16 protein-coding genes and 1 pseudogene are annotated in these 17,734 nt (G+C 75.0%); 9 read left to right on the top strand and 8 right to left on the bottom strand.

From position 1 onward, the window contains the following. Positions 1-190 precede the first annotated feature (190 nt). The 6 genes from ACZ5FU_RS22155 (at position 191) to egtD (ending at position 7,419) form a co-directional block, all read left to right on the top strand. Complete coding sequence (locus ACZ5FU_RS22155; protein WP_468836281.1) at positions 191-1,612, top strand: amidase; 1,422 nt, start codon at positions 191-193, stop codon at positions 1,610-1,612. A gap of 291 nt (positions 1,613-1,903) precedes the next feature. Continuing rightward, entirely contained in the window at positions 1,904-2,353 is a 450-nt protein-coding gene (locus ACZ5FU_RS22150) for a type II toxin-antitoxin system PemK/MazF family toxin (protein WP_451529674.1), read from the top strand. A 656-nt stretch (positions 2,354-3,009) separates the two neighbouring features. Continuing rightward, positions 3,010-4,317 (top strand): ergothioneine biosynthesis glutamate--cysteine ligase EgtA, encoded by a 1,308-nt coding sequence (gene egtA, locus ACZ5FU_RS22145; RefSeq protein ID WP_451529673.1) that lies wholly within the window; start codon positions 3,010-3,012, stop codon positions 4,315-4,317. Beyond that, positions 4,314-5,639 (top strand): ergothioneine biosynthesis protein EgtB, encoded by a 1,326-nt coding sequence (gene egtB / locus ACZ5FU_RS22140; RefSeq protein WP_451529672.1) that lies wholly within the window; start codon positions 4,314-4,316, stop codon positions 5,637-5,639. The genes egtA and egtB overlap by 4 nt, the downstream gene beginning before the upstream one ends. Further along, a complete protein-coding gene (gene egtC, locus ACZ5FU_RS22135) occupies positions 5,639-6,460 on the top strand; it encodes an ergothioneine biosynthesis protein EgtC (protein ID WP_468837043.1) in 822 nt (273 codons plus the stop codon). The genes egtB and egtC overlap by 1 nt, the downstream gene beginning before the upstream one ends. After that, positions 6,457-7,419, top strand: a complete 963-nt coding sequence (gene egtD, locus ACZ5FU_RS22130) for an L-histidine N(alpha)-methyltransferase (RefSeq protein ID WP_451529670.1) — start codon at positions 6,457-6,459, stop codon at positions 7,417-7,419. The genes egtC and egtD overlap by 4 nt, the downstream gene beginning before the upstream one ends. A gap of 63 nt (positions 7,420-7,482) precedes the next feature. On the opposite strand, the pseudogene ACZ5FU_RS22125 reads toward egtD, so the two are convergent. Continuing rightward, positions 7,483-7,680, bottom strand: a pseudogene (locus ACZ5FU_RS22125) (extracellular solute-binding protein); the annotation flags it as partial. 301 nt (positions 7,681-7,981) lie between these two features. Here ACZ5FU_RS22125 and ACZ5FU_RS22120 point away from each other — a divergent pair. Further along, a complete protein-coding gene (locus ACZ5FU_RS22120; RefSeq protein ID WP_451529669.1) occupies positions 7,982-8,197 on the top strand; it encodes a dodecin in 216 nt (71 codons plus the stop codon). Positions 8,198-8,693: 496 nt separating this feature from the next. Then, entirely contained in the window at positions 8,694-9,716 is a 1,023-nt protein-coding gene (locus ACZ5FU_RS22115; protein ID WP_451529668.1) for an LLM class flavin-dependent oxidoreductase, read from the top strand. Between the two features lie 113 nt (positions 9,717-9,829). Here the strand turns inward: ACZ5FU_RS22115 and ACZ5FU_RS22110 are convergent, their stop codons facing one another. The 6 genes from ACZ5FU_RS22110 to ACZ5FU_RS22085 all read right to left on the bottom strand — a co-directional run bounded on the left by ACZ5FU_RS22110 (position 9,830) and on the right by ACZ5FU_RS22085 (position 16,142). After that, positions 9,830-10,690 (bottom strand): DUF2382 domain-containing protein, encoded by an 861-nt coding sequence (locus ACZ5FU_RS22110; protein ID WP_451529667.1) that lies wholly within the window; start codon positions 10,688-10,690, stop codon positions 9,830-9,832. A 74-nt stretch (positions 10,691-10,764) separates the two neighbouring features. Beyond that, the gene (locus ACZ5FU_RS22105; protein ID WP_451529666.1) at positions 10,765-11,625 is read right to left on the bottom strand and encodes a lysophospholipid acyltransferase family protein; all 861 of its coding nucleotides are present in this window, start codon (positions 11,623-11,625) and stop codon (positions 10,765-10,767) included. Continuing rightward, on the bottom strand, positions 11,625-12,398 hold the full coding sequence (locus tag ACZ5FU_RS22100) for a GNAT family N-acetyltransferase (RefSeq protein WP_451529665.1): 774 nt from the start codon (positions 12,396-12,398) through the stop codon (positions 11,625-11,627). Before ACZ5FU_RS22100 ends, ACZ5FU_RS22105 begins: the two co-directional genes overlap by 1 nt. Positions 12,399-12,740: 342 nt before the next feature. After that, positions 12,741-13,487: a succinate dehydrogenase/fumarate reductase iron-sulfur subunit gene (locus ACZ5FU_RS22095; protein WP_468837035.1), complete on the bottom strand. Its 747-nt coding sequence runs from the start codon at positions 13,485-13,487 to the stop codon at positions 12,741-12,743. After that, positions 13,484-15,433: a fumarate reductase/succinate dehydrogenase flavoprotein subunit gene (locus tag ACZ5FU_RS22090; protein WP_468837032.1), complete on the bottom strand. Its 1,950-nt coding sequence runs from the start codon at positions 15,431-15,433 to the stop codon at positions 13,484-13,486. The genes ACZ5FU_RS22095 and ACZ5FU_RS22090 overlap by 4 nt, the downstream gene beginning before the upstream one ends. A 1-nt stretch (position 15,434) precedes the next feature. Beyond that, positions 15,435-16,142: a succinate dehydrogenase gene (locus ACZ5FU_RS22085; protein ID WP_469046359.1), complete on the bottom strand. Its 708-nt coding sequence runs from the start codon at positions 16,140-16,142 to the stop codon at positions 15,435-15,437. An 84-nt stretch (positions 16,143-16,226) separates the two neighbouring features. On the opposite strand from ACZ5FU_RS22085, the gene ACZ5FU_RS22080 reads away from it, so the two are divergent. Beyond that, on the top strand, positions 16,227-17,111 hold the full coding sequence (locus ACZ5FU_RS22080) for a LysR family transcriptional regulator (protein WP_469046357.1): 885 nt from the start codon (positions 16,227-16,229) through the stop codon (positions 17,109-17,111). Between the two features lie 191 nt (positions 17,112-17,302). Here the strand turns inward: ACZ5FU_RS22080 and ACZ5FU_RS22075 are convergent, their stop codons facing one another. Then, on the bottom strand, positions 17,303-17,689 hold the full coding sequence (locus tag ACZ5FU_RS22075; protein WP_469046355.1) for a nuclear transport factor 2 family protein: 387 nt from the start codon (positions 17,687-17,689) through the stop codon (positions 17,303-17,305). Positions 17,690-17,734 lie beyond the last annotated feature (45 nt).

The following is a 17,734-nucleotide window of genomic DNA, read 5'->3' as shown; positions in this document are numbered from 1 at the left end:
GAACGAAGTTCGGAAGGCCGATCAGAAGGTAGGGGTGGCTCCATGGCGCGTCAATGCCCCGCGCAGGAACGGGCGACGACCCGTGCGAGGTCCGGGGCGAACACGGAACCCGCCGGGGCCGGGGTGCGTTCCGCTCCGGCGGCCAGACGTTACCGTTCGGTAGACAATGTGCTCACGGAGGTGTCCCGCCATGACGCTCGACCGTTCCGCAGGCCTGATCGAGACCGCCCGCGCGCTGGCCGCCGGGGAGGTCACCTCCCGCACGCTGGTCGAGGGCGCCCTGGCGCGGATCGAGGCGACCCAGGGCACCCTCAACGCCTTCCGCGTCGTCCGCGCGAAGGCCGCGCTCGCCGAGGCCGACGCGGCCGACCGGGAGCTGTCCCGCGGCGCGCGCAGGCCCCTGCTGGGGGTGCCGGTCGCCGTGAAGGACGACATGGACGTGGCGGGCGAGCCGACCGCCTTCGGCTGCGCGGGCACCCACCCCGCGGTCGCCGAGGACGGGGAGGCCGTACGGCGGCTGCGCGCGGCCGGGGCCGTGATCGTCGGCAAGACGAACACCTGCGAGTTCGGGCAGTGGCCGTTCACCGAGGGCCCCGCCTTCGGCGCGACCCGCAACCCGTGGCACACCGGGCACACCCCGGGCGGCTCCTCCGGCGGCTCGGCGGCCGCCGTGGCGGCGGGCCTGGTGCCCGCCGCGCTCGGCTCCGACGGCGCCGGCTCGGTCCGCATCCCGGCGTCCTGGACCCACCTCGTCGGCATCAAGCCGCAGCGCGGACGCGTCTCGACCTGGCCGCGCGGCGAGTCCTTCCAGGGCATCACGGTCAACGGCACCCTGGCCAGGACCGTGGCCGACGCGGCCCTCCTCCTCGACGCGGCGAGCGGCAACCACCCGCGCGACCCGCACCGCCCGCCCGCCGTCGACGCCCTCGCCGCGGTGGGCCGCGACCCCGGCCGGCTGCGGATCGCCCTGGCGCTGCGACCGCCGTTCACCGCCGTGCCCGCCCGGCTGCTCCCCGAGGTGCGCGACCGGGTCGTCGCGCTCGCGGCGACCCTGGCCGGCCTCGGGCACACCGTCGAGGAGGCCGACCCGCCGTACGGGCGGATCGGGCTGGCCTTCGTGCCGCGGGCGACCGCGGGGATCGCCGAACGGGTGGCCGAGGCACCCTTCCCCGCCCTGCTCGACCGGCGCACCCGGGGCGCCGCCCGGCTCGGCAGGCTCCTCGGCGGCGCCCCGCTGCGGGCGGCCCGCCGCGCGGAAGCGGTCCTGCACCGCCGTATCGGCAGCTTCTTCGAGACGTACGACGTGGTGCTCGCGCCGACGACGGCCGCTCCCCCGCCGCGCATCGGCGCCCTGCTGGAGCTGAGCGGGTTCGCCACCGACCGCGCCATGATCGCCGCGTGTCCCTACGCGTGGCCGTGGAACGTCCTCGGCTGGCCCGGCGTGAACGTGCCCGCGGGCTTCACGCCCGAGGGGCTGCCGGTCGGGGCGCAGCTGCTCGGGCCCGCCGGCAGCGAGCCGCTGCTGCTGTCGCTGGCCGCGCAGGCGGAGGCGGACCTGCGCTGGCACGAACGATGGCCGGATCCGCTCGTCGCGGACTCCCCGGCACGGTGAACCGCCCGCTCCGGGCCCGCCCGTGCGGGACGCCCCGGAGCCGGCACCGCGGGGGCGCCGGCACCCCCGCGCGACGTGGTCACGGGGGCCGCGGGGAGCGGGTCCCGGGGCAGCCCCTGGGGTCTTTCGTTCGGACCGGGCCGGATCAGGGAGCGGGGTCCGGTGCCGTGCCTCGCGAGGCGGAGGAGGGAGTCAGGGCGGAGCCCTGGCGACCGACGACGACGCGGCGGGGTGCGGTGCCGGGGCCCGCGAGCCCGGCCTGATCCGAACGAGAGGCCCTAGGGTGCCCTGGTGACCGCTTCCACCGAAGAAGAGAACGTCCCCGGCCGCTCCGGCCCCTGGGCCACCGTCGAGGCCGCGCCGCGCGAGGTCGGCCGGGTGCGGACCGAGTACTCGCCCGCGCACGACGGCGACCCGGACCCCGGCGAGATCGTCTGGACCTGGGTGCCCTTCGAGGAGAACGACGGGCGGGGCAAGGACCGTCCGGTGCTGGTCGTCGCCCGGGAGGCGGCCGGCACCTTCCTCGCCGTGCGGCTGTCCAGCAAGCCGCACGCCGGCGACCGTGAGTGGGTGCCGATCGGCAGCGGTCCCTGGGACCGCTCGGGCCGGGACTCCTGGGTGGCCGTCGACCGCGTGCTGCGGCTGCACGAGCGGGGCATGCGCCGGGAGGCCTGCGCACTGGACCGGATGCGGTTCAACCTGGTGGTGCACCGGCTGCGGGAACGGTACGGCTGGAAATGATCGCCGGCCGGCCCGCGCTCACGTCCCCTCCCACGGGTGCGGCCGCGGCCGTCGCTGCGGCTGCGGCCGCGGCTGCGGGAAGGCGCGGGCGAAGGCCTGCCGCACCGTGCTCCCCGGCGTCCGGTCCGGCACCCCGGACACCACCCGCGTGAACGTCCCCTCGAACCGGCCGCCGGGCGCCGGCAGGCCCCGGTAGGCGTCCGCCGCCCGCGCGGGGTCGTCGCGGAGGACACCGCGGCCCCGGGCGCCGAGGACCGGCCGCCGGCAGCCGTGCGCCGCGGTCGTCTCCAGGACGCCGCCTCCGTCTCCCGCGCGGCATCGCGCGGCCGTGCGCTCGTGGCGCCACCCCCGTGGGCGCCACGACCGGCCGCCGCACGGCGTGCCGTGCCCCGTCCGTATCCCCCGCCGTGCTCACGCACGCATCGTCGGCGATGCTGGACGGGCGGTGCAACCGGGTTTCCGACGGCCGGGAACACCTGCGGGAACTCCCGGGAAACGCCCGGGGAACGGTGCGCGGAGGAGGGCACCCCGGCCCCGTGAGCACCACGGGGCGCTCTTGTGCGATGCGGCGAGAGGGTCTTGGGTGGATGGGCGAGCCGGTCCGGCGCCATCGAAGCCGGGCCGGTGGCATGGTGGAATCTCAGGAGGATCCCGACATGTCCGATACGACGAGCAGTGCTTCGGGGAGTGACTGTACGGGGACCCGTACCCCGCTCACCGAGGCCGAGGTGGAGGCCCTGGTCCGGGGCATCTGCTTCAAGACCGGACCGCCCCGCACCGTCGGGGTCGAAGTGGAATGGTTCGTCCACGAGCTGCGCACACCGCGGCTCCCCGTCACACCCGAACGACTCGCGGCGGCCTACGAGGCCCTGCGGACGGTGCCGCTGTCCTCGGCGCTCACCGTCGAACCCGGCGGCCAGCTGGAGCTCAGCTCGCCGCCCGCCGCCTCCCTGATGGAGTGCGTGACCACCGTCTCCGCCGACCTGGACGCCGTCCGCGCCGTCCTGCGCGGGGCGGGGCTCGTCCTCGCCGGACTCGGCACCGAGCCCCGGCACCCGCCCCGGCGGTTCCTGCAGGAGCCGCGCTACGACGCCATGGAGGCGTACCTCGACCGCACCGGCCCGGCCGGGCGGGCCATGATGTGCACCTCGGCCTCCGTGCAGGTCTGCCTGGACGCGGGGCACGAGGAGCCCGGCCCGCTGGGGCACGGGCGTCGCTGGTGGCTGGCGCACGTGCTGGGCCCCGTCCTGGTCGCCGCCTTCGCCAACTCACCGCTGCTCGACGGCGCCCCGACGGGCTGGCGCTCCACGCGGCAGCGGCTGTGGACGGAGATCGGCGCGGGCCGCGCGGGCGCCCCGCCCCTGGACCGGGAGCCGCGCGCCGCCTGGGCCGAACACGTCCTGGACGCCCCGGTGATGTGCGTACGCCGGGACGACGGGCCGTGGGACGTGCCCGAGGATCTGACCTTCCGGGAGTGGACCCGGTCGGGGGCGCCCACCCGGGCGGACCTCGACTACCACGTGTCCACGCTGTTCCCGCCGGTGAGACCGCGCGGCCACCTGGAACTGCGCATGATCGACGCGCAGCCGGGCGAGGACGGCTGGATCGTGCCGCTCGCGGTGACGACGGCGCTGTTCGACGACCCGGAGGCCGCCGAGAGCGCCTACCGGGCGGTGAAACCGCTCGCGGAGCGGTCCCGGTCACGGCCGGCCCCGCACAACCCGCTGTGGACCGCGGCGGCCCGCTCCGGCCTCGCCGACCCCGAGCTGCGGGAGACCGCCGTGGCCTGCTTCACGACGGCCCTGGAGGCCCTGCCCCGGATCGGCGCCGACGCCGAGGTGACGGACGCCGTCGCCGCGTACCTGGAGCGCTACGTCCGCAAGGGCCGCAGTCCCGCCGACGACCAGCTCGACCGCCTGGACGGGACCGACGGCCGCACACACGAAAAGGACATCCGCACATGACCGACCTCGTCCCCGAGGCCCTGGACACCGAGGTGTTGCGCGAGCGGGCGCTGACCACCCTCGTCACCGCCCGCGAGCGCACCACGCTCCTGACCGACTGCGTCGAGGATCCCGACCTCACCGCGCAGCACTCCCCGCTGATGTCCCCCCTGGTCTGGGACCTCGCGCACATCGGGAACCAGGAAGAACTGTGGCTGCTGCGCGCCGTGGCCGGCCGCGAGGCGATGCGCCCCGAGATCGACGGGCTGTACGACGCCTTCGAACACCCGCGCTCCGAGCGGCCCTCGCTGCCGCTGCTGCCGCCCGCCGAGGCCCGCGCCTACGCGGCGGAGGTGCGCGGGCGGGTCCTGGACGTGCTGGAGTCGGCCGACTTCGACGGGACCCGGCTCACGGAGGCCGGTTTCGCCTTCGGCATGGTCGCCCAGCACGAACAGCAGCACGACGAGACCATGCTGATCACCCATCAGCTGCGCACGGGGCCGCAGGCGCTGACCGCGCCCGACCCGCGGCCGGCACCGCTGTTCACCGGCCCGTCCGAAGTGCTCGTGCCGGGCGGCCCGTTCACGATGGGCACCTCCGGCGAGCCGTGGGCGCTGGACAACGAGAAGCCCGCGCACCGGCGCGAGGTGGCGGCGTTCCACATCGACACCACGCCGGTGACGAACGGCGCCTACCAGGCGTTCATCGACGACGGCGGTTACGACGACGCCCGCTGGTGGACGGCGGAGGGCTGGTCCCACGTCCGCCGGAACAGAATCGATTCTCCGCTGTTCTGGCACCGGGACGGGGGGCAGTGGCTGCGGCGGCGCTTCGGCGTCACCGAGGTCGTGCCGCCCGAGGAGCCGGTGCTGCACGTGTGCTGGTACGAGGCCGACGCCTACGCCCGCTGGGCCGGGCGGCGGCTGCCCACCGAGTCCGAGTGGGAGAAGGCGGCCCGCTTCGACCCCGCGACCGGCGGCTCGATGCGCTACCCGTGGGGCGACGCCGACCCCACGCCCGAGCACGCCAACCTGGGCCAGCGCCATCTGCGCCCGGCACCGGCCGGCAGCTACCCGGCCGGGGAGTCGCCGCTGGGGGTGCGGCAGTTGATCGGTGACGTGTGGGAGTGGACGTCGAGCGACTTCCAGCCCTATCCCGGTTTCCGGGCGTTCCCGTACAAGGAGTACTCGGAGGTGTTCTTCGGCCCCGACTACAAGGTGCTGCGGGGCGGTTCGTTCGCGGTGGACCAGGTGGCCTGCCGGGGCACCTTCCGCAACTGGGACCACCCGATCCGGCGGCAGATCTTCTCCGGCTTCCGCACCGCCCGCTCGGGGGCCGTCTGATGTGCCGTCACCTCGCCTTCCTGGGAGCGCAGGAGTCGCTCGGCCGGCTCCTGGTCGAGCCCCCGCACGGTCTGTACCGCCAGTCGTGGGCCCCCCGCAGGCAGCGGTACGGCACGGTCAACGCCGACGGTTTCGGGGTGGGCTGGTACGCCGGGGACGATCCGGTGCCGGCCCGCTACCGCCGGGCCGGGCCGATCTGGGCCGACCTGTCCTTCGCCGACCTGGCCCGCGTCGTGCGCAGCGGTGCGGTGCTGGCCGCCGTACGCGACGCGACGCTGGCCGGGGCGGACGCCGAGGCCGCGGCGGCGCCGTTCGCGGCGGGTCCCTGGCTGTTCAGCCACAACGGGGCCGTGGCGGGCTGGCCGGGATCGCTGGAGCCGCTCGCGCGCACGCTGCCGGCGTCCGCCGTGCTGTCGATGGAGGCCCGCAACGACTCCGCGTTCGTGTGGGCGCTGGTCCTGACGCGGCTGCGCGCCGGGGACACGGAGGGCCAGGCGCTCGCCGACACGGTGCAGGAGGTCGCCGCGGCGGCCCCCGGCTCCCGCCTCAACCTGCTGCTCGGCAACGGCGCCGGCGTCACCGCGACGGCCTGGGGGGACTCCCTCTGGTACCTGACGGAGCCCGGCCGCACGGTCGTGGCCTCCGAGCCCTACGACGACGATCCGCGCTGGCAGGAGGTCCCCGACCGCACCCTGCTCGCGGCGACCCGTACCGAGGTGCTGCTCACCCCGCTGAAGGACCCGGGCGTGGACGCGGCACCCTCCCCCGCTCCCGGCTCCGCCGCGGGGGCGGCCCCATCATCCGAGGAGACCGGCTCGTGAGCCCCTTCCAGATCACCCGCACCCTCCCGGAGGACGCCACCGACGCCGCCCTGCGCGCCGACGTCCTCCAGGGCCTCACCGCCACCCCCAAGACGCTGCCGCCCAAGTGGTTCTACGACGCCGAGGGCAGCGAACTGTTCGAGCGGATCACCGGGCTGCCCGAGTACTACCCGACGCGGGCCGAGCGCGAGATCCTCGTGGACCGGGCCGGCGAGATCGCCGCCGCGGCCGGCGCCCGCACCCTGGTCGAGCTGGGTTCGGGGTCGTCGGAGAAGACCCGCCACGTGATCGGCGCGCTGACGGACCTCGACACCTACGTGCCCGTGGACGTCAGCGAGAGCGCCCTGACCGGGGCGGGACGGGCCCTCGCCGCCGAGCGGCCGGGCCTGTCCGTCCACGCCCTCATCGCCGACTTCACCGCGCCGCTGGCGCTCCCGGACACCCCGGGGCCGCGTCTGGTGGCGTTCCTCGGCGGCACGATCGGCAATCTCCTGCCCGCCGAGCGCGCGGCCTTCCTCGGCTCGGTCCGGGCGCTGCTCTCGCCGGGCGACGCCCTGCTGCTCGGCACGGACCTCGTGAAGGACGAGGGGGTCCTGGTGCGGGCGTACGACGACGCGGCCGGGGTGACGGCGGCGTTCAACAAGAACGTCCTGGCCGTCGTCAACCGTGAGCTGGGCGCCGACTTCGATCCGGACGCCTTCGACCACGTCGCGCTCTGGGACGCGCGCAACGAGTGGATCGAGATGCGGCTGCGCTCCCGCACGGCGCAGACGGTGAAGCTGCCCGCGCTCGACCTCGCCGTCGACTTCGCGGCGGGCGAGGAACTGCGCACGGAGATCTCGGCGAAGTTCCGCGAGGCGGGGGTGCGCGCGGAACTGTCCGCGGCGGGAATGGAGTTGTCCCGCTGGTGGACGGACCGGGAGGGCCGCTTCGCGCTCTCGCTGAGCACCGTGCGGTAGGGGCGACCGTCCCGGCGGGCCGGCCGTGCCGCCGGGCCGGCCGTGCGGGGCGGGTCGGCCCGCGGAGACCGTCAGCGCCTCGGCGATCCGCCGGGAGGCGCGGCGGGCCTCCGTGGCGGGATCGGCTCCGCCGAGCACCCGGGTCATGTACGTCTTGATCGGGTCGTCCGCCTCCACGGCGGCCCGTTCGGGCGTACCGGGGGTCGCCCGGCCCTGTGCGGCTCCGGCCGCCATGGCGGCGACCCCCTCCTCGCCGGCCACCCCGACGCCGCTCCCGCCGACGCCCGGTACGGCACCGCAGCCGGTGAGGAGGGAGGCGGACACGCAGGGGAGGGCGAGGAGGCGACGTCCCACGGCGGGCCTGTTCTGCCTGGTGGACAGGGGCGTGGGGAGCGGACGCGGGCGCCCGGACGGGTGCGCGGGGTTCCGGCGGGGACCGCGGCGGAGGTCGAGGGGAACCGGTCCGCCCTCCGGACGCCTCGCGCTCCGTCGCGGCTTGGGGGACCGTGGAGTGACGCGTGCCGCACGCGGCACCGCCACCCCCGCCGAGAGGAGCACCCGCATGTCGAACCACACCTACCGGGTCACGGAGATCGTCGGCACCTCGCCCGACGGCGTGGACCAGGCGATCCGCAACGCCATCTCCCGCGCCTCGCAGACGCTGCGGCACCTGGACTGGTTCGAGGTGACCCAGGTGCGCGGGCAGATCGAGAACGGCGACGTCGCGCACTGGCAGGTGGGCCTCAAGCTCGGCTTCCGCCTCGACGAGACGGAGTGACGCGGGAGCGGCCGGCCGCGACGTCGGCACACTCCGGTCCGGCCGGCCGCCGGGCGGAGTGACGGGCGGAGGGGACGGACCACCCCGGGGCCGGCACGCCGCGTGCGGCCCCGGCCGCGCCCGCACGCTCCCGGTCCGGGCGCGGCCCGGTCGAGGGCGACGTCCGGTCGAGGGCGACGTCCGGCGCGTCCGGGCCCCGGCGGGGCCGGTCGCCTCCGCGTCGCCTCGGACCGGGGCGACGCCGCCCGCCGGGACCCGCGCCTCGCGCCCTACGCCCCACGTCCCATGCCCCGCGGCGAGCCGGCGCCGCTGCCCCGGCCCGCTGCGGCGGGCGGACCGGCACGCGCGCCCCTCGCCGTGGACGGGGTCCGCCACCTCGTCCCCGGCACCTGCTGCGGGCGTGCGGGGCGCGTCCCGCCGCGCCCCGCGGACCGGCCGGGGAAGGTGCGGCGCGGGCCCGGGGGAATCCCGGCGTCCGTCACGCGTTGAACACCGTGTGAGTTCTGTGATCGAAGCCGCCCGGTTCTCCGTCCTCGACCGCTCCCGCACGCGCGAGGGCCGTCCGGCCGCCGCTGCCCTGCGGGACACCGTGGCGCTGGCACGGGAGGTGGAGGCGCTCGGCTACCACCGCTTCTGGGTGTCCGAGCACCACGGCGTCCCCGGCGTCGCCGGCTCCGCGCCGACCGTCCTGGCCGCCGCCGTGGCCGCCGCGACGGCCACGATCCGGGTCGGCACGGGCGGGGTCATGCTGCCCAACCACCGGCCGCTGGTCGTCGCCGAGCAGTTCGGGGTGCTGGAATCGCTGTTCCCGGGCCGCATCGACATGGGCCTGGGCCGGTCGGTCGGCTTCACGGACGGGGTCCGTAGGGCACTGGGCCGCGGCAAGGACGACGCCGAGGACTTCGGCGCCCAACTGCGGGAACTGCTCGGCTGGTTCCGCGGCACCTCGCCGACCGGCGTGCACGCGCGCCCCGCCGAGGGCCTGACCGTGCCGCCGTTCGTCCTGGCCATGGGCGAGGGCGCGCGGATCGCGGCGGAGGCGGGACTGCCCATGGTCATCGGCGATCTGCGCGACCGGGACCGGCTGCGGCGGGGCGTCGACGACTACCGCGCCCGGTTCCGCCCCTCCCCCTGGGCGGCGGAGCCGTACGTCGTCGTCTCGGGGACGGTCGCCGTCGCCGGGACGCCCGAGGAGGCCCGCCGGCTGCTGGTCCCGGAGGCCTGGTCGATGGCCCACGCCCGCACGCACGGTACGTTCCCGCCGCTGCCGCCGGCGGAGCGGGTCGAGGCCCTGCCGATGACGGCGCGGGAACGCGGTCTCTACGAGGCGGGTCTGGCCGGACAGATCGCCGGCACCGGGGAACAGGTTGCCCACGCGCTGGAGACGGTGCTGAAGGACACGGGGGCCCAGGAGGTCCTCGTCACCACCAGCACCTACGACCGGCGGGCACTGCTGGACTCCTACCGCCGGCTGGCAGCCGTCGTGCGCGGGGGTGACGGCCGGGGGCCGCGCGCCTGACACGGGGCGAGCGGCCGGCGGCGCGGGCGGCGGACCGGGCCGCCGCCCGCCGCGTCACCGGTGCGCCGTGACCGTCGTGCGGTCCGGCCCACCGGTGCGACGGCCCGTCGGACTCACCGGCGGGGCGGGTCCTCGTCGCGGTACCCCTCGGTCTCGACGCCCTCGGTCTCGATGCGCTCCTTGCGGACCCGGCCGCGCACGGTCTCCTCCTCGACCTGCTCGTCCGCGGTCAGCCGGACCCGCTCCACCGGCACGGTCTCGGTCTCCGTCACGGGGCGTTCCTCGTGGAGGACGACCTCGTGCTCGGCCTCGCCGATCTCCGGCCCGGAGAGCGCGGCGTCGCGGTTGGCCTCGGTGATGGGCTCACGCTCGACGCGCACCTCCTCCCTGCGCACCGGCACGGTCGTCTCGACCTCCTCGGTGACCACGTACTTGCGCAGCCGGGCGCGTCCGGTCTCGCGCCGCTCGACGCCGACGTGCATCCGCTCCTCGGAACGGGTCATGGCGTCGTCGTCGCGGCCCGCCCGGCGGCCGGTGCCCGCCTCGCCCGGCCGCATGCCCGCGGCGGTTCCCGCCGCCGTGCCGGCCGCCGCGGAGGTGCCGGTGCCCATGGCCCGGCCGGTCCCGCCGGAGGTGTCGTCCCGGAGGACGCTGTCCCAGTCGATGCCGTAGTAGTCGTACAGGCGGTGCTCCTCGGTCTCCGAGAGGTGTCCGCCGGAGTCGACGTCGACGTTGGGCGCGCCCTTGATCCTGTCCTTGGCGTAGGGGACCTCGATGTGGTCCTCGACCATCGAGGCGTCGCGGATCGGTACGAAGGACTCGTTCGTACCGAAGAGACCCGTCTTGACCGTGACCCATTCCGGTTGTCCGGTCATGTCGTCGAAGAAGATGTGCTTGGCCTCGCCGACCTTGTGGCCGTCCCCGTCGTAGACGGGGTGGTCCAGGACGTTCCTGATCTGTTCGCGGGCGATCATGACATCGCCCTCCCTTCGCGTGACGGCATCCCGCTCCGGGTTACCACCCAAAACGGCAGGAAACAGACAAACACTTATATTCCTGCGGGCGATTCGGCGGGGTGGAACGCGGGGACGGCGTCGGGCCCGCCGGGCGCCGGGTGCCCCGGCCACACCGGGGCGGGCCCGGTCCCGCGCTGGGCCGCCCCCGCCAGCGACCTGCGGTCGGGGTGGGCGCCGGGCCGGAGCGCGGGACGCACCTCGGCCTCGGCCACCAGCCCGCGCGCCGTCACCACCCGCCACAGCGAGGCCGGCAGCGAGTCCTCCCCCACGAACGCGGGGACGGTCGTGGGCGCGCCCCCGGTGAGCCGGTAGCGGATGCGGACGGGCTGGACGGGCACCCCGGCGTCCAGGGCGGCCTGGAAGACGGCCCGGCGGAAGGTGCCCTGGGCGCGGCCGCACCACGTGCTGCCCTCGGGGAAGACGCCGACGGCCGCCCCCGAGCGCAGCAGCCCGGCGATGCCGGCCACCGTGTCCGGGAGGCCGCGCAGCCGGTCGCGGTCGATGAACAGGACGCCGCCGCGGGCGGCCAGCGGCCCCGCGACGGGCCACCGCCGTATCTCGGCCTTGGCGACCATCCGGGCCGGGCGGACCATGGCCAGCAGCGGGACGTCCAGCCAGGAGATGTGGTTGGCGACCAGCAACAGGCCGCCGTCGGGCACGGCGGCACCGCTGAACCGCACCCGGACCCCGGCGGCCCGCACCACGGCCCCCGCCCACCGGCGCACCAGCCCGGCCGGGACCCTGCCGCCCACCGGCAGCAGGGCGGTCCCGGCCAGCAGCAGCGCCCCGACCGCCACGAGCCGCAGCACCGCCCGCGGTACGGCGGCGACGGAGCCCGACGCCTGCACGCACGCCCCGGGGGTGCAGGGCGCGCTGGGCGGCCAGGCGCCCATCAGGCCGGGACGAGCGAGAGGAAGTGCCGCAGGTAACGCGGGTCGACCCGGCGCATCGACAGCAGCACGTACAGGTCGGCGACCCCGAAGTCCGGGTCGTGGGCGGGCTCGCCGCACACCCAGGCGCCGAGGCGGAGGTAGCCGCGCAGCAGGGGAGGCAGCTCGGTGCGGGCGGGCGGCACCAGGTCCGGCCGCGGCACCCACGGCAGCCGCGGGCGGACCCGGAACTCCTCCGGCGCCAGGTGCTTGCCCCGGACCCGGTCCCAGGCGGCGGCCGCGGCGGTGCCGCCGTCGGCGAGCGGGACGGAGCAGCAGCCGGCCAGCCACTCGTGGCCGTGGTCCACCATGTAGCGGGCGATGCCGGCCCAGATGAGGCCGATGACGGTGCCGTCGCGGTGGTCGGGGTGGACGCAGGAACGGCCGACCTCGACGAGGCCGGCCCGGATGTCGCGCAGCGGCGTCAGGTCGAACTCGGCCTCGGAGTACAGCCGTCCGGCGACCGCGGCGCGCTCCGGCGGCAGCAGCCGGTAGGTGCCGACGACCTGGCCGGTGCCGGCTTCGCGCACCAGCAGGTGGTCGCAGTGGGCGTCGAAGGGATCGACGTCGAGGCCGGACTGCGCGGAGGTGAGCAGGGCGCCCATCTCCCCGGCGAAGACCTCGTGCCGCAGCCGCTGGGCGGCCCGCACGTCGGCCTCGTCGCGGGCCAGGGTGACGGTGTAGCGGACGGGGGCCGTGGACTGCGGTGGGCGGGCGAGGGTGGACACGCCGGTCATGGCTCTCTCCTGGACACGCGCGAGGTGGGGACGGAGCGGTACCCCCTGTTTCTTCCGAGCCCGGTTGGCGTGTACGTGACGTGTACCGGGAGCGCGGGTGTGGAAGTGCTGAATGCCTGGCGCTCGCGGTCACCGGAGAGCCAGGCCGCCGAAGAGCCGGGTCGCCCGGAGAGCCAGGCCGCCGAAGAGCCGGGTCGCCCGGAAGCCGGGCCGCCGGAGAGCCGGGTCGCCCGGAGAGCCGGGTCGCCCGGGAGCGAGACGGGGCCGGGGATGAGCACCACTCCCGGCCCCGCCCGTCCGCACCGTCGGCGAACGTCTGTGTGCTGCGCGGTGCCCCCGGGGTTACCGCCGCGCCTTCCTGGTGGCCCGCAGCCACTCCTTGTTCATGCCGGTGATGGAGACCAGCGGGATGCCCTTCGGGCAGGCGGTGGCGCACTCGCCGGCCAGCGTGCAGCCGCCGAAGCCCTCCTCGTCCATCTGCGCCACCATGTCCAGCACCCGCGTCTCGCGCTCCGGCGCGCCCTGCGGCAGGACGTTCAGGTGGTTGATCTTGGCGGAGGTGAACAGCATCGCCGCGCCGTTGGGGCAGGCGGCCACGCAGGCCCCGCACCCGATGCACTCGGCGTGTTCGAACGCGAAGTCGGCGTCCGGCTTGGGCACCGGCGTGGCGTGCGCCTCCGGGGCGGCACCGGTGGGCGCGCTGATGTAGCCGCCCGCCTGGATGACGCGGTCGAGGGCCGAGCGGTCCACGACCAGGTCCTTGATCACGGGGAACGCGGACGCCCGCCACGGCTCGACGTCGATCGTGTCGCCGTCCCGGAAGGAGCGCATGTGCAGCTGGCAGGTGGTGGTGCGCTCCGGGCCGTGCGCGTCGCCGTCGATGACGAGGGAACACGCGCCGCAGATCCCCTCGCGGCAGTCGTGGTCGAAGGCGACCGGGTCCTCGCCCTTGAGGATGAGTTCCTCGTTGAGGGTGTCGAGCATCTCCAGGAAGGACATGTCGGGCGAGATCCCGTCCACCTCGTACGTGGACATGGCGCCTTCGGCGTCGGCGTCGCGCTGCCGCCAGACGCGCAGGGTGAGCTTCATGCGTAGCTCCGCTGGGTGGGGTGGACGTACTCGAAGACCAGGTCTTCCTTGTGCAGGACGGGCGCCTCGCCGGTGGCGGTGAACTCCCAGGCGGCCGTGTGGGCGAACTCCTCGTCGCGGCGGGCGGCCTCGCCGTCGGGGGTGCGGTGCTCCTCGCGGAAGTGGCCGCCGCAGGACTCGGCGCGGTACAGCGCGTCGAGGCACATCAGCTCGGCGAGCTCGAGGTAGTCGACGACGCGGTTCGCCTTCTCCAGGGACTGGTTGAACTCCCCGCCGGTGCCGGGGACCTTGACGCGCCGCCAGAACTCCTCGCGGATGCGGGGGATCCGCGCGAGGGCCTCGCGCAGGCCGTCCTCGGTGCGGGCCATGCCGCAGAACTCCCACATCAGTTCACCGATCTCGCGGTGGAAGGAGTCGGGGGTGCGGTCGCCGTCGACGGACAGCAGCAGGTTCAGGCGGTCCTGGGTCTCCGCCAGCGCCTCCTGCACCACCGGGTGCCCGTCGCCGACCTCGTCGTGGTGCGGGTTGCGGGCGAGGTAGTCGTTGACGGTGGCGGGCAGGACGAAGTAGCCGTCGGCCAGGCCCTGCATCAGCGCGGACGCGCCGAGCCGGTTGGCGCCGTGGTCGGAGAAGTTGGCCTCCCCGATCGCGAACAGGCCGGGGACGGTGGTCTGGAGGTCGTAGTCGACCCACAGGCCGCCCATCGTGTAGTGCACGGCCGGGTAGATCCGCATGGGCACCTCGTACGGGTTCTCCGCGGTGATCCGCTCGTACATGTCGAAGAGGTTGCCGTACTTCTCCTCGACCGCCCTGCGTCCCATCCGCTTGATCGCGTCCGCGAAGTCCAGGTAGACGCCCTGGCCGCCGGGGCCGACGCCGCGGCCCTCGTCGCAGACGTTCTTGGCGGCGCGGGAGGCGATGTCCCGCGGGACCAGGTTGCCGAAGGAGGGGTAGATCCGCTCCAGGTAGTAGTCGCGCTCGTCCTCGGGGATGCGGCTCGCCGGCCGGGTGTCGCCCTTGGCCTTCGGAACCCAGATCCGGCCGTCGTTGCGCAGCGACTCGCTCATCAGCGTCAGCTTGGACTGGTGGTCGCCGGTGCGCGGGATGCAGGTCGGATGGATCTGCGTGAAGCACGGGTTGGCGAAGTGGGCGCCGCGCCGGTGCGCCCGCCAGATCGCGGTGGCGTTGGAGTTCATGGCGTTCGTCGACAGGTGGAAGACGTTGCCGTAGCCGCCGCTGGCCAGGACGACGGCGTCCGCGAAGTACGTGTCGATCCTGCCCGTGACCAGGTCCCGCGCCACGATCCCGCGGGCCCGGCCGTCGACGACGATCAGGTCCAGCATCTCGGTGCGCGGGTGCATCTCGACGTTCCCGGCGGCGATCTGCCGGCTGAGGGCCTGGTAGGCGCCGAGCAGCAGTTGCTGGCCCGTCTGGCCGCGGGCGTAGAAGGTGCGGGACACCTGGACGCCGCCGAAGGAGCGGGTGTCGAGGAGGCCGCCGTACTCCCGGGCGAAGGGCACGCCCTGCGCCACGCACTGGTCGATGATCTCGACGGAGATCTGCGCGAGGCGGTGGACGTTGGACTCGCGGGCCCGGAAGTCGCCGCCCTTGACGGTGTCGTAGAACAGCCGGTGGACGGAGTCACCGTCGTTGCGGTAGTTCTTCGCCGCGTTGATGCCGCCCTGCGCGGCGATGGAGTGGGCCCGGCGCGGGGAGTCCTGGTAGCAGAACTGGACGACGTGGTAGCCCTGTTCGGCGAGGGTCGCGCCGGCCGAGCCGCCGGCCAGGCCGGTGCCGACGACGATGACGGTGTGCTTGCGGCGGTTGGCGGGGTTGACCAACCTCGCCTCGAAGCGGCGCTTGTCCCAGCGCTCGTGGACCGGGCCGGAGGGTGCCTTGGTGTCGACGGCCGGCTCGCCGGTCGTGTAGTCGGCATAGGAGGTCATGTCAGCTCACCACTCCGGTCATGACGCCCACGGGTACGGCGACGAAGCCGGCCGTGAGCAACAGTGCGAGGACGTCGGCCGTGGCCCTGAGGGCGCGGTCGCGGGTGCGGCTGCCCACGCCCAGGGTCTGGGCGGCGCTCCAGAAGCCGTGCCGCACGTGCAGGCCGAGGGCGAGCATCGCGACGATGTAGACGGTGTTGCCGTACCAGGTGGAGAAGGTGTCCACGACGTTCTGGTACGGCCGGCCCTCCTGGAAGCCGCCGGGGTGCGCGGTGCCGGTCGTCAGGTCGAGGAGGTGCCAGACGACGAAGAGACCGAGGATGATCCCGCCCCAGCGCATGGTGCGCGTCGCGTAGCTCGTCCGCGGCTTCTTGTGGACGTACTTGACCGGGCGGGCCCTGAGGTCGCGGCGGCTGAGCTGGTAGGCGGACACGGCGTGCGCGACGACCGCGACGACCAGCACGACCCGGACCAGCCACAGCGTCCACTCGTCGTGCATGAACGGCTCGCCGACCGTGCGCAGCCAGTGCGCGTAGTGGTTGAACTCGCCCGGCCCGAAGAAGATCTTCAGATTGCCGATCATGTGGACGACCAGGTACAGCAGCATGACGAGCCCGCTGACGGCCATCACCGCCTTCTTGCCGACGGAGGAGCGCCACACGGTGCGCGCCGTGGACGACCGTCGGTCCGTCCGCGTTGCCAGAGCCATGGGACAGGACGCTAGGGCCGAACGGCCCCATTAGTCCAAGACATGGTGCGGCTCGTTTCCATAGGCACGGCCTATCATGGCTGGATGCAGCTCCAGCAGCTCCAGTACTTCGTGGCGGTCGCCGAGACCCGGCACTTCACCCGGGCGGCCGAGCTGGTCCACGTCGCCCAGCCCTCGCTGTCGCAGCAGATCAAGGCGCTGGAGCGGGAGCTGGGGGCCGACCTCTTCCAGCGGGCGCGCGGGAACATCACGCTCACCGACGCCGGCGAGGCGCTGCTGCCGCCGGCCCGCCGGATCCTGGCGGACGCGGAGACGGCCCGCCACGAGGTGCGGGAGCTGGTGCAGCTGCGCGGCGGCCGGGTGCGGCTGGGGGCGACGCCCAGCCTGTGCACCGGGCTGCTGCCGGACGTGCTGCGCGCCTTCCACGACCGCTACCCCGGCGTCCGGCTGATGATCGAGGAGGGCGGCTCGCACGACCTGGTGCGGCAACTGGCCCGCGGCGCGCTCGATCTCGCCCTGGTGGTGCTCCCGCTGCCCACCCCCTCCCCCGCGCTGACGACGGTGGAGCTGCTGCGGGAGGACCTCGTGGTGGTGTCCTCGCCGGAGGCGCCCCCGCCGGGAGGAGAGCGCCGCGCCGTGCGGATCGCCGACCTGGAGGGCGAACGCCTGGTGATGTTCCGGCACGGCTACGACCTGCGGGAACTCACGGTCGCCGCGTGCCGCGCCGAGGGGTTCGAGCCGGACTTCGCGGTGGAGGGCGGGGAGATGGACGCGGTGCTGGGGTTCGTGCGGGCGGGGCTCGGCGTGGCCGTCGTGCCGCGGATGGTCGCCGCGCGGTCGGGGCGGGGCCTGCGGGTCACTCCGTTGGCCCGGCCGGGGTTGCACCGGGTGATCGCGTTGGCGCACCGCAGCGATGTGGCTCCGCCTCGGGCCGCGCGGGAGTTGCAGCGGATGCTGCTGGAGCGGTAGGGCTGCGCCGCTCGGGTGGGGGGCGTGCGGGGTGCTCGTACGGGGGTGTCGGCGGGGGTGTTGTCGGGGTGCGGGTCGGTGGGAGTGGAGTGCGCGGTTCCTCGCGCCCCCAGGGGTGGGGTGTCCGGACGGCGGGGGCAGGTGCGGGCCGGTCGTGGGTGGGGTGCGCGGTTCCTCGCGCACCCAGGGGGTCAGGGGATGTCGGGGGGTACCGGGGTGGCCTGGTGGTAATACATGCGCCAGCCTGTGTGTTCGTCCGTCTTGCGCCACAGGGAGCTGCGGCGGGCCCGTCGGCCGGCGAAGCGGGTCTCGTAGGTGAGGTGGACCAGGCCGGGGGCCAGGAGGGTGCCGGTGATCGCCGTCGGTTCGTGACGGGGGCCGGTCGGGGAGCTGCCGGGGTGGTCGGGGAGGTCGGCCACCGTCTCGGCGTACGTGTAGCGGCGGCCGGAGGCGCCCACCTCGGTGAACTCGGGGTCGAGCAGGCGCGCGGTCTCGGTGCGGGAGGAGCGGACGGCAGGGTCCATGAGGCTCAGCTCGCCGGCGATCGCCGCGGCGACGTCGTCTGATTCCTGGGTCACCCGCACATGATCGCGGGTGACCCGGCCCCTCCCGCAACCGGATCG

It is taken from the genome of Streptomyces sp. NPDC031554 (assembly GCF_055580685.1).
The sequence above is the reverse complement of the archived record's forward strand: the minus strand, read 5'-3'. Positions and strand labels throughout refer to the sequence as shown.

Excerpts from the sequence above, each read along its gene's own strand:
- ACZ5FU_RS22155 (WP_468836281.1), top strand. The coding sequence starts at position 191 with ATGACGCTCGACCGTTCCGCAGGCCTGATCGAGACCGCCCGCGCGCTG.
- egtA (WP_451529673.1), top strand. The coding sequence starts at position 3,010 with ATGTCCGATACGACGAGCAGTGCTTCGGGGAGTGACTGTACGGGGACC.
- egtB (WP_451529672.1), top strand. The coding sequence starts at position 4,314 with ATGACCGACCTCGTCCCCGAGGCCCTGGACACCGAGGTGTTGCGCGAG.
- egtC (WP_468837043.1), top strand. The coding sequence starts at position 5,639 with ATGTGCCGTCACCTCGCCTTCCTGGGAGCGCAGGAGTCGCTCGGCCGG.
- ACZ5FU_RS22120 (WP_451529669.1), top strand. The coding sequence starts at position 7,982 with ATGTCGAACCACACCTACCGGGTCACGGAGATCGTCGGCACCTCGCCC.
- ACZ5FU_RS22110 (WP_451529667.1), bottom strand. The coding sequence starts at position 10,690 with ATGATCGCCCGCGAACAGATCAGGAACGTCCTGGACCACCCCGTCTAC.
- ACZ5FU_RS22105 (WP_451529666.1), bottom strand. The coding sequence starts at position 11,625 with ATGGGCGCCTGGCCGCCCAGCGCGCCCTGCACCCCCGGGGCGTGCGTG.
- ACZ5FU_RS22100 (WP_451529665.1), bottom strand. The coding sequence starts at position 12,398 with ATGACCGGCGTGTCCACCCTCGCCCGCCCACCGCAGTCCACGGCCCCC.
- ACZ5FU_RS22095 (WP_468837035.1), bottom strand. The coding sequence starts at position 13,487 with ATGAAGCTCACCCTGCGCGTCTGGCGGCAGCGCGACGCCGACGCCGAA.
- ACZ5FU_RS22090 (WP_468837032.1), bottom strand. The coding sequence starts at position 15,433 with ATGACCTCCTATGCCGACTACACGACCGGCGAGCCGGCCGTCGACACC.
- ACZ5FU_RS22085 (WP_469046359.1), bottom strand. The coding sequence starts at position 16,142 with ATGGCTCTGGCAACGCGGACGGACCGACGGTCGTCCACGGCGCGCACC.
- ACZ5FU_RS22080 (WP_469046357.1), top strand. The coding sequence starts at position 16,227 with ATGCAGCTCCAGCAGCTCCAGTACTTCGTGGCGGTCGCCGAGACCCGG.